General features: G+C 61.7%; 26 protein-coding genes. 12 read left to right on the top strand and 14 right to left on the bottom strand.

From position 1 onward, the window contains the following. Positions 1-282: 282 nt before the first annotated feature. The 5 genes from sufB to ACI5KX_RS01515 all read right to left on the bottom strand — a co-directional run bounded on the left by sufB (position 283) and on the right by ACI5KX_RS01515 (position 6,105). Positions 283-1,785: a Fe-S cluster assembly protein SufB gene (gene sufB, locus ACI5KX_RS01495; protein ID WP_406808908.1), complete on the bottom strand. Its 1,503-nt coding sequence runs from the start codon at positions 1,783-1,785 to the stop codon at positions 283-285. Continuing rightward, a complete protein-coding gene (locus tag ACI5KX_RS01500; protein ID WP_406808909.1) occupies positions 1,782-2,210 on the bottom strand; it encodes an SUF system Fe-S cluster assembly regulator in 429 nt (142 codons plus the stop codon). The genes sufB and ACI5KX_RS01500 overlap by 4 nt, the downstream gene beginning before the upstream one ends. 113 nt (positions 2,211-2,323) lie before the next feature. After that, on the bottom strand, positions 2,324-3,193 hold the full coding sequence (locus tag ACI5KX_RS01505) for a hypothetical protein (RefSeq protein ID WP_406808910.1): 870 nt from the start codon (positions 3,191-3,193) through the stop codon (positions 2,324-2,326). A 204-nt stretch (positions 3,194-3,397) separates the two neighbouring features. Then, positions 3,398-4,282 carry a helix-turn-helix transcriptional regulator gene (locus ACI5KX_RS01510; RefSeq protein ID WP_406808911.1) on the bottom strand — a complete coding sequence of 295 codons (885 nt, stop codon included), beginning with the start codon at positions 4,280-4,282 and terminating at the stop codon, positions 3,398-3,400. A gap of 5 nt (positions 4,283-4,287) precedes the next feature. Beyond that, complete coding sequence (locus tag ACI5KX_RS01515) at positions 4,288-6,105, bottom strand: DUF885 domain-containing protein (RefSeq protein WP_406808912.1); 1,818 nt, start codon at positions 6,103-6,105, stop codon at positions 4,288-4,290. 504 nt (positions 6,106-6,609) lie between these two features. Between ACI5KX_RS01515 and ACI5KX_RS01520 the strand changes: the two genes are divergently transcribed. The 3 genes from ACI5KX_RS01520 to ACI5KX_RS01530 all read left to right on the top strand — a co-directional run bounded on the left by ACI5KX_RS01520 (position 6,610) and on the right by ACI5KX_RS01530 (position 11,423). Continuing rightward, positions 6,610-7,662 carry a quinone-dependent dihydroorotate dehydrogenase gene (locus ACI5KX_RS01520; protein ID WP_406808913.1) on the top strand — a complete coding sequence of 351 codons (1,053 nt, stop codon included), beginning with the start codon at positions 6,610-6,612 and terminating at the stop codon, positions 7,660-7,662. Positions 7,663-7,672: 10 nt separating this feature from the next. Next, positions 7,673-9,430 (top strand): gamma-glutamyltransferase, encoded by a 1,758-nt coding sequence (ggt, locus tag ACI5KX_RS01525; protein WP_406808914.1) that lies wholly within the window; start codon positions 7,673-7,675, stop codon positions 9,428-9,430. A gap of 172 nt (positions 9,431-9,602) precedes the next feature. Continuing rightward, complete coding sequence (locus ACI5KX_RS01530) at positions 9,603-11,423, top strand: AMP-dependent synthetase/ligase (protein ID WP_406811298.1); 1,821 nt, start codon at positions 9,603-9,605, stop codon at positions 11,421-11,423. Positions 11,424-11,426: 3 nt separating this feature from the next. Here ACI5KX_RS01530 and ACI5KX_RS01535 read toward each other — a convergent pair whose 3' ends face one another. The 3 genes from ACI5KX_RS01535 to ACI5KX_RS01545 form a co-directional block, all read right to left on the bottom strand. Next, the gene (locus ACI5KX_RS01535; protein ID WP_406808915.1) at positions 11,427-11,957 is read right to left on the bottom strand and encodes a hypothetical protein; all 531 of its coding nucleotides are present in this window, start codon (positions 11,955-11,957) and stop codon (positions 11,427-11,429) included. 81 nt (positions 11,958-12,038) lie between these two features. Next, the gene (gene thiS, locus ACI5KX_RS01540) at positions 12,039-13,019 is read right to left on the bottom strand and encodes a sulfur carrier protein ThiS (RefSeq protein WP_406808916.1); all 981 of its coding nucleotides are present in this window, start codon (positions 13,017-13,019) and stop codon (positions 12,039-12,041) included. A gap of 39 nt (positions 13,020-13,058) precedes the next feature. Then, entirely contained in the window at positions 13,059-13,439 is a 381-nt protein-coding gene (locus ACI5KX_RS01545; protein WP_406808917.1) for a MerC domain-containing protein, read from the bottom strand. A 152-nt stretch (positions 13,440-13,591) separates the two neighbouring features. Between ACI5KX_RS01545 and ACI5KX_RS01550 the strand changes: the two genes are divergently transcribed. The 5 genes from ACI5KX_RS01550 (at position 13,592) to rpsI (ending at position 16,982) form a co-directional block, all read left to right on the top strand. Next, positions 13,592-14,686: a COX15/CtaA family protein gene (locus ACI5KX_RS01550; RefSeq protein ID WP_406808918.1), complete on the top strand. Its 1,095-nt coding sequence runs from the start codon at positions 13,592-13,594 to the stop codon at positions 14,684-14,686. Continuing rightward, positions 14,683-15,021, top strand: a complete 339-nt coding sequence (cutA, locus tag ACI5KX_RS01555) for a divalent-cation tolerance protein CutA (protein ID WP_406808919.1) — start codon at positions 14,683-14,685, stop codon at positions 15,019-15,021. Before ACI5KX_RS01550 ends, cutA begins: the two co-directional genes overlap by 4 nt. A gap of 19 nt (positions 15,022-15,040) precedes the next feature. After that, entirely contained in the window at positions 15,041-15,796 is a 756-nt protein-coding gene (locus ACI5KX_RS01560) for a hypothetical protein (RefSeq protein ID WP_406808920.1), read from the top strand. Between the two features lie 182 nt (positions 15,797-15,978). Continuing rightward, entirely contained in the window at positions 15,979-16,458 is a 480-nt protein-coding gene (rplM, locus tag ACI5KX_RS01565; RefSeq protein ID WP_406808921.1) for a 50S ribosomal protein L13, read from the top strand. Further along, on the top strand, positions 16,458-16,982 hold the full coding sequence (rpsI, locus tag ACI5KX_RS01570; RefSeq protein WP_406808922.1) for a 30S ribosomal protein S9: 525 nt from the start codon (positions 16,458-16,460) through the stop codon (positions 16,980-16,982). The genes rplM and rpsI overlap by 1 nt, the downstream gene beginning before the upstream one ends. Before the next feature lie 82 nt (positions 16,983-17,064). Here the strand turns inward: rpsI and ACI5KX_RS01575 are convergent, their stop codons facing one another. The 3 genes from ACI5KX_RS01575 to ACI5KX_RS01585 form a co-directional block, all read right to left on the bottom strand. Then, positions 17,065-17,262, bottom strand: coding sequence for a hypothetical protein (locus ACI5KX_RS01575; RefSeq protein ID WP_406808923.1), 198 nt, complete (start codon positions 17,260-17,262; stop codon positions 17,065-17,067). Between the two features lie 167 nt (positions 17,263-17,429). Beyond that, complete coding sequence (locus ACI5KX_RS01580) at positions 17,430-18,182, bottom strand: metallophosphoesterase family protein (RefSeq protein WP_406808924.1); 753 nt, start codon at positions 18,180-18,182, stop codon at positions 17,430-17,432. 52 nt (positions 18,183-18,234) lie between these two features. Then, positions 18,235-18,507: a hypothetical protein gene (locus tag ACI5KX_RS01585; protein ID WP_406808925.1), complete on the bottom strand. Its 273-nt coding sequence runs from the start codon at positions 18,505-18,507 to the stop codon at positions 18,235-18,237. A gap of 225 nt (positions 18,508-18,732) precedes the next feature. On the opposite strand from ACI5KX_RS01585, the gene ACI5KX_RS01590 reads away from it, so the two are divergent. Next, positions 18,733-19,035 carry a UrcA family protein gene (locus ACI5KX_RS01590; protein WP_406808926.1) on the top strand — a complete coding sequence of 101 codons (303 nt, stop codon included), beginning with the start codon at positions 18,733-18,735 and terminating at the stop codon, positions 19,033-19,035. Between the two features lie 147 nt (positions 19,036-19,182). On the opposite strand, the gene ACI5KX_RS01595 is transcribed toward ACI5KX_RS01590, so the two are convergent. The 3 genes from ACI5KX_RS01595 to fumC all read right to left on the bottom strand — a co-directional run bounded on the left by ACI5KX_RS01595 (position 19,183) and on the right by fumC (position 22,796). Further along, on the bottom strand, positions 19,183-19,938 hold the full coding sequence (locus ACI5KX_RS01595) for a LytR/AlgR family response regulator transcription factor (RefSeq protein ID WP_406808927.1): 756 nt from the start codon (positions 19,936-19,938) through the stop codon (positions 19,183-19,185). Beyond that, positions 19,931-21,181, bottom strand: coding sequence for a sensor histidine kinase (locus ACI5KX_RS01600; RefSeq protein ID WP_406808928.1), 1,251 nt, complete (start codon positions 21,179-21,181; stop codon positions 19,931-19,933). The genes ACI5KX_RS01595 and ACI5KX_RS01600 overlap by 8 nt, the downstream gene beginning before the upstream one ends. Before the next feature lie 178 nt (positions 21,182-21,359). Beyond that, positions 21,360-22,796: a class II fumarate hydratase gene (gene fumC, locus ACI5KX_RS01605; protein WP_406811299.1), complete on the bottom strand. Its 1,437-nt coding sequence runs from the start codon at positions 22,794-22,796 to the stop codon at positions 21,360-21,362. A gap of 202 nt (positions 22,797-22,998) precedes the next feature. On the opposite strand from fumC, the gene ACI5KX_RS01610 reads away from it, so the two are divergent. The 3 genes from ACI5KX_RS01610 to ACI5KX_RS01620 are packed head-to-tail and all read left to right on the top strand — an operon-like array spanning position 22,999 to position 25,650. Then, a complete protein-coding gene (locus tag ACI5KX_RS01610; protein ID WP_406808929.1) occupies positions 22,999-23,631 on the top strand; it encodes a protein-L-isoaspartate O-methyltransferase family protein in 633 nt (210 codons plus the stop codon). Next, positions 23,631-25,106 carry a TolC family outer membrane protein gene (locus tag ACI5KX_RS01615; RefSeq protein ID WP_406808930.1) on the top strand — a complete coding sequence of 492 codons (1,476 nt, stop codon included), beginning with the start codon at positions 23,631-23,633 and terminating at the stop codon, positions 25,104-25,106. The genes ACI5KX_RS01610 and ACI5KX_RS01615 overlap by 1 nt, the downstream gene beginning before the upstream one ends. A gap of 46 nt (positions 25,107-25,152) precedes the next feature. Next, positions 25,153-25,650, top strand: coding sequence for a DUF2497 domain-containing protein (locus ACI5KX_RS01620; protein WP_406808931.1), 498 nt, complete (start codon positions 25,153-25,155; stop codon positions 25,648-25,650). Positions 25,651-25,695: the final 45 nt, after the last annotated feature.

The raw sequence follows: 25,695 nt of genomic DNA on the forward strand, positions 1-25,695 counted from the left end.
TCGGGGTGTCGCCCTCATCAACGAAAAAAAGTGTTTGCGCGGAAATCCTCGAATAATTTTCCGGGTCGCGCCCAGCAATTGTGTAGGTCCCTTCCTGAGGGTCGACGACGATTTTTTCTGGCGGATATTGCAACAATGAGTTCGTATCGGTGCCATCGTCACAGACGAGGCTGAACGCTGTGCTCGGGAAAGCATCGCGAGGTATGACAACCTGGTCCGACGATGACTCCGCAGAGCATGCGCAAAGCAAAGTGGAACTAATGAAGAGAGAATTCGTCCTGATCACCCAACGCTTCCTTCCAGCGAAATCGCCAGTAGCTTCTGCGCTTCCACGGCAAATTCCATCGGCAGCTCTTTGAGCACATCCTTGGCAAAGCCGTTGACAATCAGCGCCACGGCCTCTTCCTCGTCCAGCCCGCGCTGCATCGCGTAGAACAGCTGTTCGTCGCTGATCTTCGAGGTGGTTGCCTCGTGCTCGATCTGCGCGCCGGGATTCTTGACCTCGATATAGGGCACGGTGTGCGCTCCGCATTCGTCGCCGAGCAGCAGGCTGTCGCACTGGGTGAAATTGCGCACGCCTTCCGCCTTGGGGCCGACGCGGACGAGCCCGCGATAGGTATTATTCGATTTGCCCGCGCTGATGCCCTTGGAGATGATCGTCGAGCGCGATCCCTTGCCGTTGTGGATCATCTTGGTGCCGGTGTCGGCCTGCTGGTAATTGTTGGTCACCGCAACCGAGTAAAACTCGCCGACGCTGTTTTCGCCGTTGAGCACGCAGGAGGGATACTTCCACGTCACCGCGCTACCGGTTTCCACTTGGGTCCAGCTGATCTTCGAACGGTCGCCCTGGCAAAGCCCGCGCTTGGTGACGAAATTGTAGATGCCGCCCTTGCCCTCGGCATTGCCCGGGTACCAGTTTTGCACGGTCGAATACTTGATCTCGGCATCTTCCATCGCGACCAGTTCGACCACGGCGGCGTGGAGCTGGTTTTCGTCGCGCATCGGCGCGGTGCAGCCTTCGAGATAGCTGACATAGCTACCCTTCTCGGCAACGATCAGCGTCCGTTCGAACTGGCCGGTGTTCTCGGCGTTGATGCGGAAATAGGTCGAAAGCTCCATCGGGCAGCGCACGCCTTCGGGCACGTAGACGAAGGTGCCATCGGAAAAGACTGCGGCGTTGAGGCAGGCGAAGAAATTATCGCGCTGCGGCACGACCTTGCCGAGCCACTTCTTCACCAGCTCGGGATGCTCCTTGAGCGCCTCGCTGATCGAGAGGAAGATCACGCCTGCCTTCTTCAGTTCCTCGCGGAAGGTGGTGGCAACCGAGACGCTGTCGAACACCGCATCGACCGCGACCTTGCGTGCGCCCTTCACCCCGGCAAGCACCTCCTGTTCGGCAACGGGAATGCCGAGTTTGTCGTAGACCGACTTGATCTCGGGATCGAGTTCGTCGAGCGATTCGAGCTGCGGCTTCTTCTTGGGCGCGGCGTAATAGTACGCGTCCTGATAATCGATTTTCGGATAGCCGACCTTGGCCCAGTCGGGCTCTTCCATTTCCTGCCACAGCCGGAAAGCCTTCAGCCGCCAGTCGAGCATCCACTCGGGCTCGCCCTTCTTGGCCGAGATGAAACGGACGGTGTCTTCCGAAAGGCCCTTTTCGGCGAACTCGGTCTCGATGTCCGAAGACCAGCCGTGCTCGTACTCGGCAGCTTTCGCCGCCGCATCCTTGGCCTCCCGGTCCATCTCCTGGCGGTCGATTTCGGTGGTTTCGAAATTATCGGTCATGCAACTTCTTTTTCGATTGAAAGCGGCTGCGCGCGCAGCTGTGTCAGCGTGATATCGGCAAGTGCGTTGCGCAGCGCTGTGTTGATGACGGGCCAATGCGGCTTCATCGTGCAGCGCGCCTCATGATCGCACTCTCCAGCCATGTCTATGCAAGCGGTCAGCGCGATCGGCCCCTCCACTGCCTCGACGATGTCGGCCACGGTGATTGCCGCCGCGGGCCTCGCAAGCTGCAGGCCGCCATTGGCGCCGCGCACCGAGCGCAGCAGGCCGGCGGCGGTCAGCTTGCTAACCAGCTTCTGCACGGTCGGCTTCGGAAGGCCCGTTTCCTCGGACAATTCGCTCGCACTGGTCCGCTCACCGCCGCAATGATTTGCGGCTGCGCTCATCGTGATGACGGCATAGTCTGCGAGATTGGAAAGGCGCATGATGTGCAAATCGGACTATTTCAGTCCAATTTCAAGCGGAATCCGCCTGTTGAGAGTCGTTCGCAACCAGTTTGCCGCAGTGCGAGACGGCGCTCACATGCGAGCCAGTCGCCTCAACCGATCCTGCGAAACTCCTTCAAACGGTCCAGATTCTTCAGTTGAACCATCGTCTGAAACAGCGGGGCCTCCTCGCCGCCGAGGCGGGTTGGCGTGAAACCGCAATAGTGCCTAATTTCGCGGATCATGTGCGGCTGATCGTAGAAAGCCGACGCGATTTCGGCCTCGCCCTCATCGGTCAATTCGGGCAGCGAGAGCAGGCCCGCCGCCCGGACTGCGCGATACCTGCGCGCAAGCGCTCGCGGCGCCATCCCGAAATACCGGGCGACCAGACGCTCTGCCTGCCTGCGCGAATAGGGCAATACTTCGAACAATTCCTCGACATCGGGATTGAGCGAGGTGCTGAGCCACGAATAGGCCGCTCCGATGAGCTGACGATGACTCTCCGGCACGGGCCCCAGTCGCGGAGCGATCCACCCGGCCAAGGCATCGCACACTCCCTTACCGGACACTTCCTGAGACCGATATTGATCGCTGAGCTCGCGAATGAATTCGTCCACTTCCGGTCCGAGAAGTTCGCTGGGCTGGATGAACCGGTTAAAGTACCGGTTGGCAGGAACGCCCGTCAATGCGGCCCAGCCCAATGCCGAAAGCGAAGCGCCCATGGCGTGCCAGGGGCCCTCCATTCTGAACTGATGCGGGATTTCGAACCCAGCGAACAAGTGCCCGTCACCCTCTACGGGGATGGTTCTTCCGTCGACATACATCTCGCCGGATCCAATCGGGAACAGCGCCAGCTGGCCAAGGGCACCCGGATGCCTGTCAGCAATTACCCTGTCGTCCCACACGAAGTGGTACAATGCGAGGACATACTCCGAAAGCTCGGCAGGCGGATCAAAGTATTCGAGATGGAATTGGGACGGCACGGCGACTTACTGCGACCCGCCGCCGTGCCGTCCCAAATGCCGGTACAGCGGGAACTGGAAGACCCGCTTGGATCGGCTCATCGGCATCAATAAGTTAGTGTCATCTTGTATCATTGTATGGCAGCGACATGGATAGCCGTTCTGCGATCCAATTCAAGAAAAGGGCAACGCCAAGACTGCGTGCGCTTTTGTGCTCAAATCGGCTCAGCGCAGAATTCTTGCTGCCGCTCCATGCGCGTCGGGATCAAGAGTGTCCTGTACGAGCGAGTCGCCCCGCAGTGCGCCGGGTGTCCTCCCGGTATATCTTCGGATGTCTCGGATGAGATGCGCTTGGTCGAAATACGCGCTGACAATTTCGTCCCGCATCGCATCCGGCAAGTCGCGATTGGCCAGCAGCATGGCCGCGCGAATGGCGCGATACCGTTTGACAAGATGCGATGGCGAAACGCCGAAGTACCTGCGGCACAACCGCTGTGCGGTGCGCTTCGAGACGGAAAGATCGGAGTAAAGCGTTTCGAGAGAGGGGTTGAGCGCGCTGGAGAGCCAGCCAATCACTTGCTTCACGAACCGCACATGGCCCGGATCAAGCCGTGCGGCGCGCGAACGCAACGCCTCCGAGATTGCATCGACGATTGCTTGAGGCTCGGAGGATCCCGACCGGCACGCATCGGCGAGTTGCTCGAGCAAGACGATTTCGTCCTCTGCGAGGACGCGCGCTGCAGGCACCACGCAGTTGTTGACCTTGTCAGCCGGAAGCTGGGCGAGACAATGCCAGCCGAGTGGGGTCAACGAAGCCCCGACGATCGTTGCCGGACCCTTCAAGGTGAACGGCGCGGCGCTGAGCAGCGGTGCGGTGCAGGTCACCCTGTCGGATTGGAAGACCTCACCCCCTTCGGGCCGGAGATCCGAACGTCCCTCGACATAGACCATCAGCTGCGCGGAATAGGCCGGCAGCATCTCGTCGATGTCACCGTCATCGGCCCGGGCGACGAAGAACGTGTTGACCAGATCGGTAAGGTCACCGGGCACGGCAACCAGTTCGAATTCGAACGGGATGGCCGAGGATATGTGAATGGGGCCGTCTGCCACGATTTTCACCCGCCGCGTCGGGATTCGATCCACTGGTCGACATTCTCCTCGAGAATATCGAGCGGCACCGGACCGCTCAAAAGGACCGCGTCGTGGAAACCGCGATAATCGAAGTCTTCGCCAAGCTCCTGCTGCGCCTTTGACCGCAGCTCCATGATCTTGAGCTTTCCGATCATGTAAGCGGTCGCTTGCCCGGGAGTGGTGATGTAGCGCTCGATCGCCTTGACGATATCGCCTTCGGGATTGGGCGTGTTGTCCTTGAGATACTGGATCGCTTCCTCGCGGCTCCAGCGCTTGGAATGGATACCGGTATCGACCACCAACCGGCAGGCGCGCCACAGCTCCATGCCAAGCCGCCCGAAATCGGAAAAGGGATCGGTATAGAAGCCCATGTCCTTGCCCAGTTCTTCGGTGTAGAGGCCCCAACCTTCGGTGTAGGCGGTGAATCCGCCGAACCGCCGAAACGGCGGCAAATCGTCGGTCTCGGTCTGCAGCGCACGCTGGAGGTGGTGGCCCGGAAACCCCTCGTGATAGGCCAGGGCTTCGAGTTCGTTCCGGGACATGTCGCGCAGGTTATAGAGATTGACGTAATAGGTGCCCGGACGCGATCCGTCTGCAGCCGGGCTCTGATAGAATGCCTTGCCCGCGCTCTTTTCGCGGAATTCCTCGACCGGCTTGATGATCATCGGCGATTCGGGGAGCGTGCCGAAATATGCGGGCAACTTCTCTTCCATCGCATCGAGCTTTGCCTGCGCGTCCGCGAGATACGCCTCGCGGGTCGTATAGAAGAAGCGATCGTCGGTGCGGGTGAACTCGAAGAAGTCCTGCAGGGTGCCTTCGAAGCCGACGCTCTTCATGATCGCGCGCATTTCGCCATGGATGCGCTCGACCTCACGCAGACCGATATCGTGGATTTGGTCAGCCGTGAGGTCGGTGGTGGTGTAGCTTTGCAGCCGCGCCGCATAATAGCCTTCGCCATCGGGCAGGCGCCACACCCCGTCATCGGTCGGAGCGAACGCCTGCTGGCGCTTCATTTCGGCGAGCAGTCCCGCATAGGCCGGTCGCGCGGAATCGTTCCACGCTTCTGTCGCCTCGGCCAAGAGGGAGTCTCGATCGCTTTGTTCCAGTTCGAGCCTGTCGATCTTCTGGGTGAAATCGGCAAGGACGGCGTTTTTCTCGCCCGCAGCCAAGAGCTCCTCGATATCGCTGATGACATAGGGATAAACCCAGTCTGGCGGCATGATGCGGCGCTCGGCCCGCTCGGCGCTTTCCTTTGTCAGCACCGCCATTTGAGTCGCGATCCCTTCGATGCGGGAAATGTAAGCCCGCGCATCGTCCTGAGAGAAAATGCGATGGATGTTGATGAGGAAGGCCGGGATGCTCGTGTGGGGCCCGCGACGATGATCGAAAATGTAGCCATGATCCCGATAGGGCCAATTCAGCTCGCTACGCGCGGCCACCGCGTTGAAGAGGCGGTAGGAGAGCGCATCCTGCTCGGATAGCGCGTTCAACCGATATCGTTCGCGCATCATTGCTGCCGTGCCCTGCAGCAAGAGGTATTCGGCGAGCTCCGCTGCGTCGGAAGGGTCGTTCCAGGTGCCGTAATCCTCGTCGCGAACGCCGCGATAAGCTTTCGACTCCGGCGACATTTCGAGCTGGGCAGCATCGAATTGGTCGAACAGGGCGGGAAGGCTGTCTTCCGATTGTCCGGTTTCTGCGGTGGTCTCCGACACCGCTGCCGAATCCGAGCCCTGCGAAGCTGTGGCTGCGCTTGCCAGTGCAAGAGCAGCGGTGGAAGCCAGAATGATCGAGATGCGACGCATATTGTTATCCCCGTTTGATAGCGTTCGGGATGCAAAACGATTGAGGCCCCAATTTGTGCCGCGCCGAAGGCCTGATCGCCCCATTGCACGATTGGTCGAGCCGCGAGCCGATAACGCCACTGGGAATCCCCATCGATAGGCAGTTGAGCGCAACCGCAATCACCTCGCTAGGAAGATCGAAGCCCTTTCCCACCGATTCGTTACGGCGCACCAGCAATGCGGTATCCTGGAATGAACTCATCTGAAGCGTCCCGATGCGGGTCGTCTAATGGTTTTCGGCTTGATTCGACACAAAAAAAGGGCGGCCCCGATTGTCAGGACCGCCCATTTGAGTTGAGGAACTCTTCGCATTGCTGCTCCGAGCCCTTCGGGTCGCAAGAGAGTTATTAGGACAAACGCCCGGGCAATAATTGTATGCAAACGACAACGTCAGCGATTGCTATCGTTCACAATCCAGACGGCGGCCTATCGACACTTACAAAAAACCTGCGATAGGCGCTCTTCATGCTGTTCCGCCTCCTCAAGCCCGCAATATTCGCGCTCGATTCGGAAACCGGCCACCGACTGGCCATAGCGGGTCTCAAGAAGCTGCCGCTTCGCACTCCGCTGGAGAACCGGGAGCCGGCCGGCCCGCTTGCCATCAATGTCGCCGGACTGCGCTTTCCAAATCCCGTCGGCGTAGCGGCTGGCTTCGACAAAAACGCCGAGGTCCCCGATGCCCTGCTGGCTCTGGGATTCGGATTTACCGAAGTGGGTTCCATCACGCCGCGACCGCAGGCGGGTAATCCCAAGCCGCGGCTGTTCCGGCTGGTGGAAGATGACGCGGTCATAAACCGCATGGGCTTCAACAATGCAGGGGCGCAGGCTGCAATTGCGCGATTGAAAGCGCGTGCAGGACGTCCCGGGATCGTCGGGATCAATATCGGAGCGAACAAGGATTCGGCGGACCGGACCGCCGATTATGCCGAGATGGCAAGGCTGATGGCGCCATATGGCAGCTATCTCGCCGTCAATGTCTCAAGCCCCAACACGCCAGGCCTCAGGGCACTGCAGGACGAAGGAGCGCTGACTGCACTTCTCGATGCGGTGATCGAAGCGCGCGATGGTGCAAGTCCGGACAATCCCCCACCGATCTTCCTCAAAGTTGCCCCCGATCTCGAACCCGCCGACATAGACGCGATTTCCCGCATCGCGATCGACAAGACGCTCGGCGCGCTTATCGTCTCGAACACCACGATCTCGCGCCCGTCACTCAAATCCCACCATGCAGGCGAGCCGGGGGGGCTTTCGGGCGCACCCTTGCGTGCTCTTGCCTTGCAGCGGGTGCGGGATTTCCGTGCGGCAACCGGTGGCGCGATACCGATTGTGGGTGTCGGCGGGATTGCGAGCGCCGAACATGCGTGGGAGCGGATCCGTGCCGGTGCCAGTCTGGTGCAGCTGTATTCTGCCATGGTCTTCGAGGGGCCAGGTCTCGGGGCGCGGATCGTGAAGAGGCTCGAAAAGCTGATGAAGCGCGATGGCTTTGCCAGCATTGCAGAGGCGGTCGGAACCGAATAGCGAGGGGCGCATGCTAAAACACACTCTTATCGGGCTTGGCGCAGCCGCCGCCATCGCAGGCTGCTCGCCCTACGACGCCCCGCTCACGTCGATACCTTATGAATCCGAAGCTGCGAGCACGGGAGCGGTCAGTTCGGCCGATCCGCGCGCGACCGCCGCCGGGGAGGAGATCCTCGCCAAGGGCGGCTCGGCAACCGACGCCGCGATCGCGGTCATGCTCGCGCTCACCGTGGTCGAGCCCCAGAGTTCGGGCATCGGCGGTGGAGGGTTTCTCGTGCATGGCGGCGAAGATGGCGTCGTGACTTTCGACGGACGCGAAACGGCGCCCGCTTCCGCCACACCCGAGCGGTTTCTCGACGACAACGGCGAGACACTTCCGCGGGAGAGACGAGTGATTTCAGGCCTCAGCGTGGGCGTACCGGGCAACATCGCGCTCGCGGCAAAAGCCCATGCGCAATACGGCAGGCTCGAATGGGCCGAGCTGTTCAAGCCCGCGATCAGGCTCGCGCGCGAGGGATTCACCATGAATCGCCGCCTTCATGGCTCGCTTTCCGACAACGATGGTCGCGCCAACAAGACGGCCGCCGCACGGGCGATCTTTTACGGCGATGACGGGAAACCACTTCCGGTCGGCTCCACGGTCAAGGTTCCCGATCTTGCAGACACGTTCGAGAAGATTGCGAACGCTGGACCCGACGCGTTCTACAAAGGCCTAGCCGTGCCGCTCGCCTCCTATGTGGCGGGCGAAACCCCGCAGGACGGCAAAATGGCCGCAAGCGACGTGTCCGGATACGAAGCAAAACTTCGCGACCCGGTCTGCATCCGTTATCGCGTCTACAGGGTGTGCGGCATGGGCCCGCCTTCATCCGGAGGGGTTGCGGTGGCGCAGATGCTGGGCCAGCTTGAACGCTTCGATCTCGCCAGCCTTGGTCACGACAGCCCCACCTTCTGGCACCTGTTCCTCGAATCCCAGCGCATCGCCTACGCAGATCGCGAACTGTACATTGGCGATACAGACTTTGTCGAAGTACCGGTAGAGGGTCTGGTCGATTCCGATTACATGGCCAGTCGCAGCGCCCTGATCGATCCGGCGAAGGCCTTGGAAACGGTCGAGGCGGGAACGCCACCGGGCGCTCCTCTGGCGCGCGCCGACGGTGACGAACCGCCCGAAAATGGAACGACGCATTTCTCGATCGTCGATGGCGAGGGTAATGCAGTCAGCTACACCTCCACCGTCGAAGGCGCGTTCGGATCGGGTCTGCATTTCGGCGGATTTTATCTCAACAACGAACTGACCGATTTCAGCTCGAAGCCGGAAGTCGATGGCAGACCGGTCGCCAACAAGGTGGAGGGCGGAAAACGTCCACGGTCTTCAATGGCCCCGACTATCGTGTTCGACGCGGACGGTGAGGTCGTGCTCGTTATCGGTGCGGCTGGCGGGCCGACCATTCCGGTTCAGGTAGCGCGTTCGATCATCGGGGTCCTCGACTTCGGAATGACGGCCGAAGACGCGCTGGGCATGCCACTATTGATGGCGTTCGGATCGACGGTGATTTCCGAGGAAGGCAGCGTTGTCGCCGGCATGACAGGCGAACTGGAGCGGCTCGGTCACAACCAAATCCGCCTCCTTTCACCGCGAGGCAAGGCCAACGCCTTGCGGCGCACTCCGGACGGCTGGGAAGCAGCTGGAGATCCGAGGGTCGCAGACTTGCTACGATACGATCAAGCAACCGAAAACGAGAGGGTTCGTGCGGCTGACGTCCCTTGACGTTCGACGAGAGCGCTTGCCGGTAGGGCATTGAGCGCTTAATTCGGACTATATCCAAACGCCAATTTCAGCCGCAGGCGGTTTTCAATTGAGCGGCGAAGGGAGCCCGAATATGGGCGCAGGAGAGACAGCAGTGCACGCCCCGACCTCCGCTTCCGGCGCACGGCCGGTCGTGAATCCGAGCGATGACCAGGCGCTTCAGGACATCGACAGCGCCAACAACCTTGTCGAGTTGTTCTTCAAGCGCGCCGACGCCAAGGGCGATGCCCCCTTCCTCGGGCGAAAGCTCGAAGGCCAGTGGGTGACGCAGAGCTGGAAGGAAACGGCCAATCAGGTCTGCCTGCTCGCCGAAAGTCTGCGGCATCTCGGGCTTTCCGACGGCGACCGGGTCGCGCTGGTTTCCGAAAACCGCCCGGAATGGTGCATTGCCGACCTGGCGATCATGGCCGCGGGCTGCGTTTCGGTTCCGACCTACATCACCAACACCGAACGCGATCATGCGCATATCCTCGACAACTCGGGCGCCCGCGCGGTCATCGTCTCGACCGAAAAGCTGCTCGGCCCGCTAGTCGGCGCGATTTCGCGTACCGGCATCGCCGATCACGTAATCGGGATCGAGGACCTGCATCGCAAACAGGCGGGCAGCTTCGAGTACCACAACTGGGACGATCTTCTCGCCGGCGATGCCAAGGCGGCGCGCGACGCGGTCGATGCACGGATTGCGACGATCTCTCGCGAGGACACCGCCTGCCTCATCTACACCAGCGGAACCGGCGGCGCGCCGCGTGGTGTTAAGCAACACCACGGAGCAATCCTGTGCAACATCGCAGGCGCTGCCGAAATCCTCATCAACGATTTCGGCATCACCGACGAGCGTTTCCTGTCGTTCCTGCCGCTTTCTCACGCCTACGAGCACACCGGTGGGCAGTACCTTCCGATCTCGGTCGGCGCGGAAATCTACTACTCGGAAGGGCTCGAGAAGTTAGCGAGCAATATCGAGGAAACCCGCCCGACCATCATGGTCGTTGTCCCACGCCTGTTCGAAGTGCTGCGCACGCGGATCATGAAACAGGTCGAGAAGCAGGGCAAACTCGCCAATTTCATGATGGATAGCGCGCTGCGCATCAGCGAGAAATCGCACGACGGCAAGAAGCGCAAACGCGACAAGCCGCTCGATCTGATCGTCGAAAAGGCGCTCCGCCCGAAAATCCGCCAGAAATTCGGCGGGCGGATCAAGGCGATGGTCTCGGGCGGCGCGCCGCTCAACCCCGAAGTCGGAAATTTCTTCGAGGCAATGGGGCTCACCATGCTGCAGGGCTACGGGCAGACCGAGGCCGGACCGGTGATCAGCTGTAACCGTCCGAGCGTCGGGTTGAAGATGGACACGGTCGGCCCGCCGATGCGCGGGGTCGAGGTAAAAATTGCCGAGGATGGCGAAATTCTCGTTCGCGGCGAGCTGGTGATGCACGGATACTGGCAGAACGATGCCGAGACCGCGCGCACGATCGTCGATGGCTGGCTCCACACCGGCGACATTGGCCATCTCGACGCGAAGAACCGGATCGTCATCACCGATCGCAAGAAGGACATGATCGTCAACGACAAGGGCGACAATGTCGCGCCGCAAAAGATCGAGGGGATGCTGACGCTGCAGCCCGAGATCGCGCAGGCGATGGTGAGCGGCGACAAGCGGCCCTATGTGGTCGGCCTGATCGTGCCCGATGCCGAATGGGCGCTCGAATGGGCGCGCGCCAATGACGAGAAATTCGACATGAAGGCGCTTCAAGACCTGCCGGCGTTCAAGAAAGCGGTCGCCAAAGCGGTCGATCGCACCAATGTCGATCTGTCGGTGGTGGAGAAGGTTCGCAAGTTCGAGTTCGCCGACGAAGCCTTCTCGATCGAGAACGAGGAAATGACGCCGAGCATGAAGATCCGCCGTCACAAGATTCGCGACCGCTACCAGGAACGGATCGACGGGATGTATCGCGGATAGGCGCTAAGCCGCCTCCACATCCTCGATAAACTCGGGATAGAAATTCGGCTTCGCATCGGACCATGCGGGAGCCGTCGCAGCAGCTTCGCTTAGCGATTGTAGCAGGATCTTGCGGCGTTCCGGTTTAATGTGCGGCAGCGCGGCGGCGGCACAGAAGATGCCCGGGAGAAAGGCGCGCGATTGCGGGCCGAGCAGGCGTTCGTAGAGGAAACGGAAGGCCGAGAAGCACTCGATCCGCTCCTGTTCGAGATCGAACACCGCCATGCGCACGGCCTTGCCGATAAAGCGTTCGGTTTCGCCAATGGTACCGTCGGCGGGAACAAGCTCTCGCAGCGCCTTCAGGTCCTGATAGGCGACATACTGCCGGCGGATTGCGGTATTCTCCGCCTCGCTGCGCCCCCACAGCTTGAACGCGTCGCAGCGGGCAAGCCCGATATCGAGACTGCGCTTGATATAGCGCTGCTCGCACGGCGCGAAGCTCGCGAATTCGCGCATTTCGGCAATCGCCAGACTGGCGGTGGTTGCTGTGGTCACTTGCCCTAACTCCCCTGTTACGAAGAGGAGTGTCGCGCAACGTGGTTAACGTCTGGTAACCACGGCAGACAATTCTTCGGGCTAGATGAGCCCGGCCAGGGGTGAGGAAGGATCGGCGTACTTGCGGCGACCCATTCGCCCGGCGAGGTACGCCTCGCGCCCGGCTTCGACCGCCAGCTTCATTGCGCGGGCCATTCGGATCGGGTCCTTCGCTTCTGCGATGGCGGTGTTCATCAGGATCCCGTCGCAACCGAGTTCCATGCCGACCGCAGCGTCGGAGGCAGTGCCGACGCCCGCATCGACCAGCACCGGCACGCTTGCACCTTCGACGATCAGCCGGATCGTCACCTGGTTCTGAATGCCGAGACCCGATCCGATCGGCGCGCCCAACGGCATGATCGCGACTGCGCCCGCATCCTCGAGCTGCTTCGCCGCAATCGGATCGTCGACACAGTAGACCATCGGGTGGAAGCCCTCATTCGCGAGCGTCTCGGTCGCCTTCAGCGTTTCGCGCATATCGGGATAGAGCGTCCGCGCTTCGCCCAGCACTTCGAGCTTTACGAGGTCCCATCCCCCCGCCTCGCGCGCCAGTCGCAGGGTGCGGATCGCTTCGTCGGCGGTGAAGCAGCCGGCGGTGTTGGGCAGGTAGGTGATCTTTTTGGGATCGATGTAATCGGTCAGCATCGGCGCTTTGGGATCGCTCACGTTCACGCGCCGCACAGCGACGGTGACGATGTCCGCCCCGCTCGCCTCGACCGCAGCGGCGTTCTGCTCGAAATCCTTGTACTTGCCGGTGCCGACGATCAGGCGGGATTGGAACGTGCGCCCCGCGACACTCCAGCTGTCGTCATGATCTCCGCCGCCGACGAAATGGACGATCTCCAGCGTATCGCCAGTGGCGAGCGCCGCATTATCGAGGGTCGAGCGCGGCACGATTTCCCCGTTCCGCTCGACCGCAACCTTTTCCGGCGCAAGCTCGAGCTCGCGGACAAGTGCGGCGATCGTGGCTGCGGAGGTCTGGCGGGTTTCGCCGTTGAGGGTGATGCTCTTGATATCGCTCATGCGGGGTCAAATAGACCTCGGCGCGGCGAGCGCAACCGCTTAGCTCTGCTTCGTGGGCGCACGCAGGTTGAGAAGGTGGCCCACCGAGACGAGCGAGACACCGAAAATCGTCAGAACGGTTTCGCCAACGCCATGCGGAACCCCTAAGGCGGCACCCATCGAGACGAGGCCGATCAAGGCAATCACGAACGGTCCGGGGCGGCGATGCTGGATGGGCGACCAGCCGATCGCGATGGCAGCGATGATGAGCGCAAGCGCGAGACCGACACGGTGGATCGCCGGCTCGAGCAGGAAATGCCCCCCCAGCCCCAGGCTCGACACAACGATGACGGTGGCGATGCAATGCAATGCGCACAGGCCAGCGAGGGCGATGCCCGCGCGGTCGAACCGGCGGCGAATCGAGATGAGGGATTTCGACATGTCTCGCCTATGCAGATATGTAACATTATCACATTTCGCAAGCTTTGAGTTCATTGAAGATCCGATTCATCCCGGACTTGCGCGGATTGCATCGGCCTTTGCCGCAAACGGGCTTGCGCCCGAGGGCGCGCGCGGACATTTACACCTCGGCTATGGCAACTTCAGCTTTCTCGTCCGGCACGACCGGCACAGAGCCTCTGCGGCGCTCGCGACCGCTGGCCATCGCACGCTGGCTCGAAGTGGTGGCCGCCTTCGTCGTGCTGATCGTGCTGGTCGGCGGGATCACTCGGCTGACCGAAAGCGGCCTGTCGATTACCGAGTGGAACCTGGCGACAGGAATCCTGCCGCCTCTCGATGAACAAGCGTGGCAGGAGGAGTTTGCGAAGTATCAGGCGACGCCCGAATACAGGCTCGAAGCGAGCGTGGGGGGCATGTCGCTTGAGGACTTCAAGTTCATCTTCTTCTGGGAATGGTTTCATCGCCTGCTCGCCCGCTTGGTCGGCCTTGTTTATGCGCTGCCCTTGGCTTGGTTCTGGATCAGGGGCTCGATCCCGAACGGCTACAAGGGTCGGTTGGTCGGATTGCTCGCGCTTGGCGGCCTGCAGGGCCTTTTCGGCTGGCTGATGGTGCAATCCGGCCTTGTCGGTGACATGACCGACGTCAGCCATTTCCGCCTTTCGCTCCACCTGCTGACCGCGCTTCTGCTTCTCGGAGGTCTTGTCTGGACAGCGCGTGACATGCGCAAGGTCGCGGCAGACACGACGTTCCGGCCTTCGCCACTGACAGCGGCATCGATCACCGTGGCAGGAATCCTGTTTGTCCAATTGCTGCTTGGCGCGTGGGTGGCCGGGCTCAATGCGGGTCATGCCGCGCGGGACTGGCCATTGATGAACGGGCGGCTCATCCCGGAAATCGATTGGTCTAGCGGGTTCTTGTGGACCCTTACCCACGATCCGTTCCTGCTCCATTTCCTTCATCGCTGGTGGGCGTGGGTCGCGGTAGGCGCCCTGGTCTATCTGGCGCGCCGGGTGCGCAAGGCGGACAGGGCTGCCTCGATCGCGCTGCACAGCGCATTCGGCACGATGTTCCTCCTCGGCGTCGCCACCGTGATGACCGGGGTCGAGCTATGGATCGCAGCGGCGCACCAGCTCGTCGGAGCGCTGACGGTCGCCAGTACCGCCTGGGCCATGCACAGCGACGGGGTGGCAAGCCGCAGCCGGGCTGTTTCGGGTACGGCTCTCGCATGAGCGACCCTTCCGCCGTTCTGGTATGGTGCCCTTTCCCCGACAAGCAGAGCGCACGCGACGTCGTGACACTGCTGCTCGATGAACGTCTGATCGCCTGCGCCAACATCATCGGCGAAATCGAGTCCCTGTTCGAGTGGAAGGGGGAGGTCGGCCAAGAGATCGAAGTAGCGGTGCTGTTCAAAACTACATCTGCGCGATCGGAAATACTGATCAGTCGTTTGGGCGAAGTGCATCCCTATGATACACCGGCGATACTAGGCTGGACTGCCGACAAGACTTACCCGGATACTTTGGCTTGGCTCAAAGAGGAAGTACGGGGCGATCCTGAGCGGTGAAGACATTCCACGGGAGTGAATGAAGGTTACAGGCAACAATATGCAGGGCTTCGCTCGCCGCACGATACTCGGCAGTTCCGCCCGCGCGGCCTTTGCCGGCGGGCTGATGCTTCAGGGTATGCCGATTCTCGCAGCTTCCGGCATTTCGATTCCAGCCGGCTCTATGCGCCTTACGCGCAGACTTGAGCGCGGCCTCCATGACGGGGCGAGCATTGTTGTCGAGCGCGACTGGCGCGTGGATTTTTCCCGCCAGGGTCGCGGCATTGCGATAGACGGAACGCAGATCTCCGTCCGCGTCGACGCTCCCGAGAAGCTTGCCCCGCTGGCGAAGATAGAAGAGTCGCGCTCCACCGCAGATATGTGGCCAATCCTCCTGTCGGAAGACGGACAGATCCTGGCCGCTGGCGAGTACACCCGGGATGAAGATCTCGCCGAGGCAATTCGCATGGCTGAGAAGCTCATCGCCCAGCGCAAGGAGCCGCCGGAGAAAAAGGCGCAGCACCGCGAGTACCTCGCAAGGATGCAGCAGGCGGGCTCGTCGCTCTTCGACCAGCTGCCTCCGGACCTGTTCTTTCCCAGGGGCGGAAACCATGAAACCGTTCGGGAGATAAGCCTGGCGGAAGGATTGAAGGGCGAGTTCTTCATCTCCTACTCAGCTGAAACCGCAGCCGGTCGAGGTTGGCTTGCGCATGCCCGAAGGCGCGTGATTACACGGATCGGCGACGAAACGAGGCGATCGCAAGAAGATTGGCTCCTGGCGGGAGAATCCGGCTGATTTCCTGCCGCGGTATTATTTTACCTCCCCCGTAACGCCCGGATTCGCTTGACTTCAGCACCTATCCCGCACAAATGCGCGCCACTTCGGCGATCCCGTCAACCGGCGGGACGCGATTCGCCGTTCGGACTCTCGGGTCCTGACGGCACAACCCAACCAATTCGGTTCAAGGACAAACAGCCATGAAGGCTCTCAGCAAACAGACGCAGTCGGTGAAGCCGGCAGAAGTCGAAAAGAAATGGCACCTGATCGATGCCGATGGCCTCGTTGTCGGCCGTCTCGCTGCGATCATCGCCAACCACCTGCGCGGCAAGCACAAGCCGAGTTACACTCCGCATGTCGATTGCGGCGATCACGTGATCGTCATCAACGCCGACAAGGTGAAGTTCACCAGCAACAAGGCCGACAAGAAGGTCTATTACAAGCACACCGGTCACCCGGGCGGCATCAAGGAAACGACTCCGGCGAAGATCCTGGAAGGCCGTTTTCCCGAGCGCGTGCTTGAAAAAGCTGTGGAGCGCATGATTCCCCGCGGTCCGCTGGGCCGTCAGCAGATGAAGGCGCTGCATCTCTACAATGGCACCGAGCACCCGCATGACGGCCAGAACCCTCAGGTCCTCGACGTTGCTTCCATGAACCGCAAGAACAAGGTCACCGCGTAATGGCTGACGAGAAGAAGAACGAATCCGTCTCCGACCTTTCGGAACTCAAGGATATCGCTGGCGACGCTCCGGCAGCGGACGCTGCCGAGATCGCCCAGAACCCCGCTGCACCGCTGCGCGAACAGGAGCTGGACGCACAGGGCCGCGCCTACGCTACCGGTCGCCGCAAGGATGCGACCGCACGCGTGTGGCTCAAGCCCGGCACCGGCAAGGTCACCGTCAACGGCAAGGACCAGGAAGTTTACTTCGCGCGTCCAACGCTGCGCCTGATCATCGACCAGCCCTTCACGATCACCGATCGTCAAGGCCAGTACGATGTCGTCGCCACCGTCAAGGGCGGCGGCCTTTCGGGCCAGGCGGGCGCTGTGAAGCACGGCATCAGCCAGGCGCTGACCAAGTATGAACCCGAGCTGCGTTCCACCGTGAAGGCCGCCGGCTTCCTCACCCGCGACAGCCGCGTGGTCGAGCGCAAGAAGTACGGCCGCGCCAAGGCACGCCGCAGCTTCCAGTTCTCGAAGCGTTAATCCGCTTACGGACGCACCAACCAAACGAAAAGGGCGGCTCCCGCTGGGGATGCCGCCCTTTTTCTTTATTCCGACCGTTCGTTCACCGCTGCAGAAGCATCAGCGCCCAGGAAAGCCCGCTGCCTGATAGGAACAGCGGCCACGACCAGAAGACGTCGTAATCGCCCAGCGCCATCAGATGCACGGCCAGCGCACCGCCACTGGATCCCTGCGACCCCACAAGGCCGGCGACCAGCGCGGTCAAAATACCGCCGAACACAAAAGCTTTCAGCATATCCATTGCCTGTTCCTCTTGCAGACCTCTTCTGAGTGTACGCTTTTGGCTTCCACAGGACCTTCCCGGGAAGCCGCTCGGTTATGACCAATGGAGTCTTAACAAGGGTCCGCTAAAAAAGGTTAAACGAGCCGGTCGGATTTTTACCGGTCGCCCTTCGGTGCCGGCCCGATCTAACGTGCCACCTCTGCAATTTCCCGTAGCTCGGTCGAAATTCTGCCTCCGCGTTCGCAGGTGATCACGCGGTAGGAGGGCGGCGCCCCGTTGCGCAGCCGGGTGGACAGCGTTCCGGTGCCGATGAGCCGCATCGATTGGCCACCGGATTCGCGAACCTCGTCGAAGGGGATGTGAACGTGACCCGAGATCACCGCATCGGCACCGGCTGAGGCGATGGCGATAAACGCCTCGTCCCCGCCTATGGTGGGGTTTTTCTCGCCGGTTTCTGGGCCAAGGAGCGGGTGATGTGCGGTCACGATAACGGTGCGCGGCTCGTTCTTGAGCCGGGACAGTTGCTCCACCGTTTGCTCCAAGGCAGCGCTCTTGATCACGCCATCGGACCACGGGAAGCGCAGCTGCGCGCTGACTGTCGTGAGTAGCGATACGAACACGACATCGTCCGAGTGCAATGTTCCGCCGACGCGCTCTTGCAGTCGGCGAAAACGGCGAAACGGATCGGAGAACCGTTCCCACGGGTTGTAATAGGGCATATCGTGATTGCCGGGTTCGAGCAGCACTGGCACGCCGAGGGCCGCAAACCACTCTGCCGCCTCGCGATATTCCCGGTGCTTCGCGCGCTGGGTGAGATCCCCGGTGCAGATCACGGCGTCAGGTCGCTCGTCCTCGACCGCGCGCTCGACCACGGCCATCGCCGCGCGATCTTCGACGCCGAAATGGACATCGCTGATATGGAAAAGGCGCGTCGTCATCGCGCGCTCCAAAGCGCGAAACCGCAGCAGATGCAATCGTCAATCGGCAGAATCAGGCCCGCCCGGTCAGGATGATCCAGGCAGCCAGAGCGTTCAGAGCGCTATAGGCGACATAGGCCCACGTCACGCCTAGCCAGCCATTCGCAACCAGCAGGAGCGCCAGCAAGAGAACCAGAAATTCCGCCACCAGCGAAAGCCGACCTCCGAGCATGCTGACGAAGGATGGCATCTGGTCGAGAATCGGGTGCCCGCTTTCGAGCACCGCGCGGTTGAGCGCGAAATTTCCGATACCGAGCAGGAATATGACAATTACGGCGAGCCACATGTTGCATTGTGACGTAATCCTCCGTCGGTCAGATACAACCTTTGGTCGGGCGGATCGCGCCGTTGGTCATTGTCCTGCCCCGCCAATCGAGCGGTTTACGCAGGTTGGTCGACTGCCGCGTGATCACGGCAGCGCGCTGCCGTATTCCTTCGATCAACAGGCCAGCCGGTTTCCCCGGTTCGAACCCCCGCTCGAACGCCGCTGGACTGTTGGAGGAGAAATCACATGAAGACTATTGCACTTGCCGCAGCCGCTATCGGCCTGGTCGCTACCCCCGCCTTCGCAGGCACAGCCGAGCTTTCGACGACCGACGTCAGCGTGGCCGGTCTCGATCTCGAATCGGCCGAAGGCCAGAAGATGCTCGACCAACGCATCGATCGCGCCGCAAAAACGGTGTGCCGCGTAGACGAAATTCGCACTGGCACCCGCTTAAAGTCGCCCGAAGCCCGCGATTGCTATGCCAAGGCTAAGGCCAGCGCGAAGCGCCAAGTCGCTGCAATGATGGACGACCAGCGGCTCGGCGGCTGATCGCCACAACCGATCCTGTGTTGCGCGCCCCCGTTGTGCGTAGCAGCGCAGAGACCAGCGGCTCGAACCCTTTTCAGTCCCGGGGTTCGGGCCGCTTCTTTATGAGGTTCGAGAATATCCCAAAGTCTTGCGTGCAGCTGGTTAGGCTCAGCGACCGGCCATCGCCTTTACCTTCGAAAGATAGGTGCGGCCGATCCGCAGCGCTTCGCCGCTTTGTAGCTCCGCCGACCAGACGCCCAGGCCATCGTGCCGCAGCCCGCGAATATTATCGCGCCGCAGGATGGTCGAACGATGGATCCGGATGAATTCGTCCGGATCGAGGCGCGCTTCAAGGCCGGCAATCGTCTGCAACAGCAGATAGCTTCGCGGCGTCTCTGGGGTGCCGACATGCAGGCGCACATAATCACGCTCGGCATCGATCTGATGGACCTCGCTCACCGCAATCCGGAGCAATTCCGAGCGGTGCGGCACCCACAGTTCCTCGAGCCATTTACCGCCGCCCTCCTTGCGCTCGCCGCGCCGGGCAACAGCTCGCTCGATCGCGCGCTCCAGCCGGTCGGCGGCGACCGGTTTGAGGACATAGTCGATCGCTTCGAGGTCGAAGGCCTCCACTGCGAAGTGATCGTGCGCTGTCACGAAGATAACGGCCGGGGGATTGGCGTCCTCGGCGAATTTCTTTGCCACTCCAAGGCCGTCGAGCTCTGGCATGGTCATATCGAGCAGCACGAGATCTGGATCGAGCTTTTCGGCAAGCCGGAGGGCCGCCGCACCGTCGCTGGCGGTCCCTACGACATTGATGGACGGTATCTCGGAACAGATTACCTGGATGCGCTCCACCGCGAGCGGTTCGTCGTCGACGATCAGAGTGCGCAGCGCGCTTTCTTGATCACTTTTCTCAGCCATGGCGGGTTAGCGGTATCCTGATTTCGGTCTTGTATCCTCCGGGAATCGGTGCGGATGTAAAGCCTATGTCGGGGCCGAAGCGCGCCTCGAGCCGGTCGCGGACGTTGGCAAGGCCGATTCCGAAGCCGTGATTGGAGCCCTCAGGAACTCCGGGGCCGTTGTCGCTAACGGTTATGACGAGGCGGTCGAATTCCTCGCGCGCTTTCACGATGATCGTCACTTTTCGCGACACTGGAGAGACGGCGTATTTGACAGAGTTTTCGACCAGTGGCTGCAGGATCATGCCCGGGACACGCGCATCGGCGAGATCGTCAGGCAAGTCGAATTCGCATGTGAGGCGATCGGGAAAGCGAACGGCTTCGATGTCGAGATAGAGTTTCTGCAGGTCGAACTCGTCCTTGAGCGGGACGTCGCTGGTCGGTTCGTCGGCGAGGCTGTGGCGATAGAAACGACTGATCGTCTGGATCATCCGCTCGGCGCGATCGGCCTTGCCGGTCATTACCAGCGCCGAGAGCGAATTCAGCGTGTTGAACAGGAAGTGCGGGTTTACCTGGTACCGCAAGCTGCGCAGCTCGGCTGCTTTGGCGGCAGACCGGAACTGCTGCTCGCGCCGCTCGGCCTCCCTCGCCTGTGCAATGGCCAACAGGGCGATGTAGATCGCCGCCCAGGTCAGCAGGATATAGTAGCGGGTCAATCCCGCATCGATCAGGGGATACCACTGGCTGCCCTGATCCTTCGCATCCTGCAGGACAAAAGTGACGGTCGGCGGGTTGTCGGGATCGTAAGCATCCGGGTTCTTGACCTGCCACTCTTGCGGCGCAGGGACCTCTGCGAGCAGATTGCCCGATTCGTCGCGGCGCAGGCTGAAGCCGCGCTCTTCGGCAAAGGCCTGCTCCATCTTCTCGTTAATGGGCGCAAACATTTCCTGATTTACCTTCGCGATCGCGAGCGCGCCGGGCAGCGCAGCCAAGGTGGCCACCAGGAACAAGACCCAGCGTTTGCGCTCCTCGAAAAGGCGCACGATGAAATACAGCACCACGGTAATCAGAGCGGCGAAGGCCGTCACAAGCGTGCGACGCCACAGCATTTCGGACTGGAGATCCCAGTCGAGGCCTAACATGAGACTGCGCGCGGAGATCAGCACGAAATAGACTGCCCACAGCGCGACGATCGAAAAAACGACCGTGCGGAACGGGACGCCCACATCCGCCTCGCGCGAGGGCACATCGAGAGATCGGCTCATCAACATCTATGCCTGCGAGATAGCGATTGGCGCGGCAACGCGCCAGCGAAGGGCGGACGGATGGTCGGACAGAGTCATGCCTTGGTCGAAAGGACGAACGGCATCTGGCCGGTTTTCGGGGCGATTCACCGTGCGGTTCAGGCCAGTTTCATTAAAATGCCTGCTTCGGCCCATCGCCTCAGCTGCGCGGCTTGATCATGTCCGCCGGGACGATCCACTGGTCGAATTGCTCCGCGGTCAGCAGGCCCAGCTCGAGCCCCGCTTCCTTCAGCGTCGTCCCGTCCGCGTGCGCCTTTTTGGCGATTTTGGCTGCGTTGTCGTAACCGATATGGGGATTGAGCGCCGTAACCAGCATAAGGCTCTCGTTAAGCAGCTTGTCGATCCGCTCGCGATTCGCCTCGATACCGGCCACGCAATTGTCGGTGAAGCTGCGGGTCGCATCGGACAGAAGCCGGATCGATTGCAGGACATTGTAGATCATCACAGGCTTGAACACGTTCAGTTCCATATGGCCGTTCGATCCCGCGACACTGACACTCACGGCGTTGCCCATCACCTGGGCGCACACCATCGTCAGCGCCTCGCACTGGGTCGGATTGACCTTGCCCGGCATGATCGACGAGCCCGGCTCGTTTGCGGGCAGCGCGATCTCGCCAAGTCCGCAACGCGGACCCGAACCGAGCAGACGGATATCGTTGGCGATCTTCATGCAGCTGACGGCAATCGAATTCAGCGCACCGGACAGTTCGACCAGCGCATCGTGCGCAGCCAGCGCCTCGAACTTGTTCGGAGCGGTAACGAAGGGATGTCCGGTCATCGCGGCGACCTGTTCCGCAAATTTCTCGGCAAATCCGACCTTCGAATTGATCCCGGTGCCGACGGCAGTTCCGCCCTGTGCAAGCTCGAGTACACGGGGCAGGGCGTTCTCTATCCTCGCGACGCCGTATTCGACCTGCTTGGCGTAGCCGGAGAACTCCTGGCCGAGTGTCAACGGCGTCGCGTCTTGCAAGTGGGTGCGTCCGATCTTGACGATGTCGGCGAACGCCCTGGCCTTCGCATCGAGCGCGGCATGCAGATGCTCGAGCGCCGGAAGCAGCTGCTCGATCGTCTCGCTCGCCGCGGCGATATGCATCGCAGTGGGGAAAGTGTCGTTGGAGCTTTGGCCCATATTGCAGTGATCGTTGGGGTGGACCGGATCCTTCCCTCCGAGATTCCCCGTCAGCACCTCGTTGGCGCGGCTTGCGATCACCTCGTTGGCGTTCATGTTCGACTGCGTGCCCGAGCCGGTCTGCCACACGCTCAGTGGAAACTGGCTTGCCAGCGTTCCGTCGATCACCTCGCTCGACGCCTTGATGATGGCGTTGCCGATCTTCTCGTCGAGCACCCCCAGCGCCATGTTCGCGCGGGCAGCCGCCTGCTTCTGGATTCCAAGCGCCCTGACCAGCGGTGCGGGCATCGTCTCGGTGCCGATCGCGAAGTTTGCGAGACTGCGCTGGGTTTGCGCACCCCAATGCGCATCGACCGGAACCGCAACCTCGCCGAGCGAATCCGTCTCGATCCGCACGCTGCCCGTCGCGCCGAAGATTGATCCGTCGTTGTGCTGCTGGTTCTGCATGTCACTCATCGAAGTGTTCCCTATCTCGGTCGATATGCAATCCCGCTCGATTGCGAGCGTCCCCTAAGCATCGACACGGCTAGAGGTCAAAGGGGAAAGCGGCGCCGTAAATGCCGCCAAACCGCTTGGACAATTGTCGCACCATGGCTAGGAAGGGTTGACGTGCTGTATTGTGTGACTAATACAGTCGGACGGAATTAGGATGACCACCATGACCATTCAGGCCGAAACCATGGAAAAGACGGGCGAAAACGCCGGAAGCGCTGGCGCGCGCCGGGCAATGATCGACAGCCAGCTGCGCACCAGCGGCGTCAACGAGGAATTCGTGCTCGCGCGAATGATCGCGGTGCCGCGCGAGGACTTTCTGCCCGAAGACAAAGCCCCGCTGGCCTATATCGACCGGTCTGTGACCTTCGGCGATGGCGCGCATCTCGCCTCGCCTCTGTTCTACGGCAAGCTGCTTGTCGAAGCCGAGCCTGCCGCCGAAGACCGCGTGCTGGTCATCGACGGGGGATCCGGATATCTCACCGAGCTTGTGAGACCTCTGGTTGCAGAGGTCGACACTGTGAGCGTTGCGGATGCGGCCGAAGGATCGGCGCTCAAAGGCAAGATGTATTCCCTCGTCCTGATCGATGGCGCAATCGAACATCTGCCAGACAATCTCGCCGACACGGTCGAGGACGGCGGACGTCTGGTGTCCGGCTTTTTGCTGCGGCAGGTCACCCGCCTTGCCGCAGGCCGCAAAATCGCTGGAACGGTAACGTTGCAGCCGGTCGAAGACCTCGGCATTCCGGTGATCCATGCATTCGACAAGCCGAAGGGCTGGTCGTTCTGATGCCGCGCAAGACCAGCTTCCGCGCCGGTTTGCTGGTTGCTGCCGGGGCCGGCGCAGCGGCAATCGCCGCGCCCGCCCATGCGGACACGCTCCGCGATGCCCTCGTCGATACCTACAACACAAATCCGACGCTCCAGGCCGCGCGTTCCGACCAGCGCGCGACCGATGAAGGCGTGCCGATTGCCCGGGCGCCGGGCCTTCCCTCAGCAACGGTAACGGCTACGCATATCGAGTTCGTCCGTCGTTCGGCGAACAGCTTCACCGCCCCCGAACGCAACCTCGGCGTCAATGGCCAGCTGCTGGTGCCGGTCTATTCGGGCGGCGCGGTTGCGAACAACATCAAGGCCGCCAAGGAGCGCGTCGCCGCCGGTCAGGCCGCGCTTCGCAATACCGAAAGCACCGTCTTCAGCCAGGTCGTCGCAGCCTATATGGACGTGCTCCGCACCGAAGCGCTTGCCGGGCTCGCAGCCAACCAGGTCGAGGTCCTGAGCGTGAACCTGCAGGCGACGAGCGACCGGTTCGAGATCGGCGATCTCACCCGCACCGACGTGGCCCAGTCGCAATCGCGGCTTGCCGTGGCGCAGGGCGACCTGCAACTCGCCCAAGCGAACCTCATCGCCGCGCGCGAAACCTATCTGCAACTGGTGGGCAACGCACCCACCAACCTTGAGGCGCCTCCGCCGCTTCCTGGCCTACCGGACACGGTCGGCGAAGCGATCGTCACCGCTCTCGAGAACAACCCCAACCTGATCGCCGCCAAGGAGCGCGCGCAGGCGGCGGGCTATGACACCAAGGTGGCCGGCGCCGGAAGGCTTCCGACCGTCGGTGTCTTTGCCAACGGCGATTACAGCGACTTCTTCGGAACGCTGGGCGGTCCTATCTCGTCCGACTTCCAACAACGCGAAACCACCGCAAACGTCGGTGTTCGCCTGACCATTCCCTTGTTTCAGGGCGGCCTTCCAGCTGCGCGCCAGCGGCAGGCGGGCGCTCGCGAAAGCGCAGCGCTCGACCAGGTGATCGAGGCCGAACGCAGCGTCATTCGCGAGACCCGTGGCACTTATGCCAACTGGCAAGCCGCCAATGCGGTCATCGAAAGCTCGAAAGCTGCCGTCGAGGCTGCTGAACTCAGCCTCGAAGGCGTCCGCGCGGAAAACTCGATCGGCAATCGCCAGATCCTCGACGTGCTCAACGCCGAGCAGGAACTGCTTTCCGCCCGTGCGCAGCTCGTGACGGCACGGCGCAACGCCTATGTCGCCGGCTTCAACCTGCTGGCCCTGATGGGCCGCGCCGAGGCCCGCGACCTCAACCTCGATACCGGCGGCCCGCTCTACGATCCGCAGGTCAATTACGACCGGGTGAGCGGCAAGGCTTGGGACTGGGATCGCGATCCCGAGCCGGCCGCGCAGTCGACCAGGACCGTTGACATTCCGGCCGCCGACGCGACAATCGGCCCCCAATTGGAACCCGGCGAGTAACGCCTGCGTTCCGATTCGGAATGGTTAACGAATATCGGGGCGAAACGTGGGCCAAAGTAACGAGGCATCGGTCGAAGAGATTCTTGAGTCGATCAAGAAAGTGATCGCTCGCGACAATCGCGAAGGTGCCATGATGGCCCGCCGTCGCCGCGAAGAGCAATCCGATCTCCCGGAAGAACCTGCCTCCGAACCGGAAGCGACTGAGGGCGGGTCGGAAGAAGTCCTCGATCTCTCGGAAATGGAACTCGACGAAACGCTGGAAGGCTCGGGCTGGTCCGAGAGCGAACCGGACAGCGATGGCGACACCCCCTTGGTCGCGGAAGCGGTTCGCGGCGCGATGCAGGAAAACCTCGCCGCGCTGGCCATGCTCGCCGAGCCGGGCGCACGTCCGCAGATCGTGCGCTCGGGCGAAACCTCGCTCGAGGGGCTGACCCGCGAATTGCTCCGTCCGATGCTCGCCGACTGGCTCGACAAGAACCTGCCGGGAATGGTGGAAAAGCTCGTCCGCGCCGAGATTGCCCGGATTGCCGGCAAGAAGAGCTGACTGCGCGCAAACGCTATCATCCGGTTTCACTGGCGCGGGGCCGGA

Origin of the sequence: Erythrobacter sp. GH1-10 (assembly GCF_045363165.1) — a bacterium.
Lineage (GTDB): Bacteria > Pseudomonadota > Alphaproteobacteria > Sphingomonadales > Sphingomonadaceae > Erythrobacter.

Coding starts and splice junctions, on each gene's coding strand:
- sufB (WP_406808908.1), bottom strand. CDS start 1,785: ATGACCGATAATTTCGAAACCACCGAAATCGACCGCCAGGAGATGGAC.
- ACI5KX_RS01500 (WP_406808909.1), bottom strand. CDS start 2,210: ATGCGCCTTTCCAATCTCGCAGACTATGCCGTCATCACGATGAGCGCA.
- ACI5KX_RS01515 (WP_406808912.1), bottom strand. CDS start 6,105: ATGCGTCGCATCTCGATCATTCTGGCTTCCACCGCTGCTCTTGCACTG.
- ACI5KX_RS01520 (WP_406808913.1), top strand. CDS start 6,610: ATGCTGTTCCGCCTCCTCAAGCCCGCAATATTCGCGCTCGATTCGGAA.
- ggt (WP_406808914.1), top strand. CDS start 7,673: ATGCTAAAACACACTCTTATCGGGCTTGGCGCAGCCGCCGCCATCGCA.
- thiS (WP_406808916.1), bottom strand. CDS start 13,019: ATGAGCGATATCAAGAGCATCACCCTCAACGGCGAAACCCGCCAGACC.
- ACI5KX_RS01545 (WP_406808917.1), bottom strand. CDS start 13,439: ATGTCGAAATCCCTCATCTCGATTCGCCGCCGGTTCGACCGCGCGGGC.
- ACI5KX_RS01550 (WP_406808918.1), top strand. CDS start 13,592: ATGGCAACTTCAGCTTTCTCGTCCGGCACGACCGGCACAGAGCCTCTG.
- cutA (WP_406808919.1), top strand. CDS start 14,683: ATGAGCGACCCTTCCGCCGTTCTGGTATGGTGCCCTTTCCCCGACAAG.
- ACI5KX_RS01560 (WP_406808920.1), top strand. CDS start 15,041: ATGAAGGTTACAGGCAACAATATGCAGGGCTTCGCTCGCCGCACGATA.
- rplM (WP_406808921.1), top strand. CDS start 15,979: ATGAAGGCTCTCAGCAAACAGACGCAGTCGGTGAAGCCGGCAGAAGTC.
- rpsI (WP_406808922.1), top strand. CDS start 16,458: ATGGCTGACGAGAAGAAGAACGAATCCGTCTCCGACCTTTCGGAACTC.
- ACI5KX_RS01575 (WP_406808923.1), bottom strand. CDS start 17,262: ATGGATATGCTGAAAGCTTTTGTGTTCGGCGGTATTTTGACCGCGCTG.
- ACI5KX_RS01580 (WP_406808924.1), bottom strand. CDS start 18,182: ATGACGACGCGCCTTTTCCATATCAGCGATGTCCATTTCGGCGTCGAA.
- ACI5KX_RS01585 (WP_406808925.1), bottom strand. CDS start 18,507: ATGTGGCTCGCCGTAATTGTCATATTCCTGCTCGGTATCGGAAATTTC.
- ACI5KX_RS01590 (WP_406808926.1), top strand. CDS start 18,733: ATGAAGACTATTGCACTTGCCGCAGCCGCTATCGGCCTGGTCGCTACC.
- ACI5KX_RS01595 (WP_406808927.1), bottom strand. CDS start 19,938: ATGGCTGAGAAAAGTGATCAAGAAAGCGCGCTGCGCACTCTGATCGTC.
- ACI5KX_RS01600 (WP_406808928.1), bottom strand. CDS start 21,181: ATGAGCCGATCTCTCGATGTGCCCTCGCGCGAGGCGGATGTGGGCGTC.
- fumC (WP_406811299.1), bottom strand. CDS start 22,796: ATGCAGAACCAGCAGCACAACGACGGATCAATCTTCGGCGCGACGGGC.
- ACI5KX_RS01610 (WP_406808929.1), top strand. CDS start 22,999: ATGACCACCATGACCATTCAGGCCGAAACCATGGAAAAGACGGGCGAA.
- ACI5KX_RS01615 (WP_406808930.1), top strand. CDS start 23,631: ATGCCGCGCAAGACCAGCTTCCGCGCCGGTTTGCTGGTTGCTGCCGGG.